This window comes from Parendozoicomonas verongulae, from assembly GCF_009711465.1.
Taxonomy (GTDB): Bacteria; Pseudomonadota; Gammaproteobacteria; order Pseudomonadales; family Endozoicomonadaceae; genus Sansalvadorimonas; species Sansalvadorimonas verongulae.
Map to the genome: position 1 here is coordinate 1 of NZ_SMME01000425.1, position 826 is coordinate 826.

At 41.9% G+C, this 826-nt stretch carries 1 protein-coding gene and 1 pseudogene; both read left to right on the forward strand.

Translation table 11 applies throughout. From position 1 onward, the window contains the following. The coding region (locus tag E1189_RS26070; RefSeq protein ID WP_408014667.1) for a hypothetical protein at nt 1–148 on the forward strand (148 nt) is incomplete at its 5' end. Next, a pseudogene (locus E1189_RS22465) lies at nt 118–333 on the forward strand (ISAzo13-like element transposase-related protein); the annotation flags it as partial. The gene E1189_RS26070 and the pseudogene E1189_RS22465, both read left to right, overlap by 31 nt. Between the last annotated feature and the right edge of the window lie 493 nt (nt 334–826).

Consider the following 826-nt stretch of genomic DNA (forward strand, 5'->3'; position numbering starts at 1 on the left):
AAGACATGCCAGTTTCAGCCCCGACGGAACACACCTTGTGACCGCCTCTTATGATCACATCGTCAAAATCTGGATATTGAAAAGTAAGGAAAGTAACGATGTTTACACGTCACCCGGGCCTGTCAGAGTGTCCCACTTGAGACCATAGAAGTTGCAAAGCACTGCATGGAGACAACTGAAGCCGCCAAGGGGCTCGGTGTAACCGTGAGGAAAATGGATAAGCTTTGTAAAGCTGGTCGCAAATATGCAGCAGACTTTAAAGAGAGTATGACCATCCAGTTCGATAAACTCTTACCCGAGTGGAACTATAGCGCTATTCCCGAGGCAGGGTGATATTAGGCAACAGAGTCTGTTTACCCTGCCTGAGGCGTTAACAATAGCCGACAATGGTCCGGGTACTTAAACTTTTATACTCACAACTCTGACAAAGAAACTATAGTGTGCTGTAAGCAAGCTATTCTCTTGAGGTTGGTGAGAATGTAACCAAAGCTACGAATGCGGTCGTACAGTGCAACGTAGATATATCGGTGTTTCTTGCTAACGCCGCTTATATCACTCAGATGTATCATCTGTACTGCTCCGTATGTTTGCATGAAGTCATAACCACCAACCAACGAGGGGTAGAGTCAAGCCAATTTTTATACGACTTTAAAAACATGAAAAACATTAAAGTAATTTCGTTTTTTCTGTTCTTGTTATTATTTTCATCAATAACAAAGGCCATATGCTTAAAGGTAATCTTACAGGTGAATTCACATTTTTCAGAACACCTTGAAGAAGTTAGTGAGGCCACACTATTTTATCCTCATGGAGAATATATTTATAG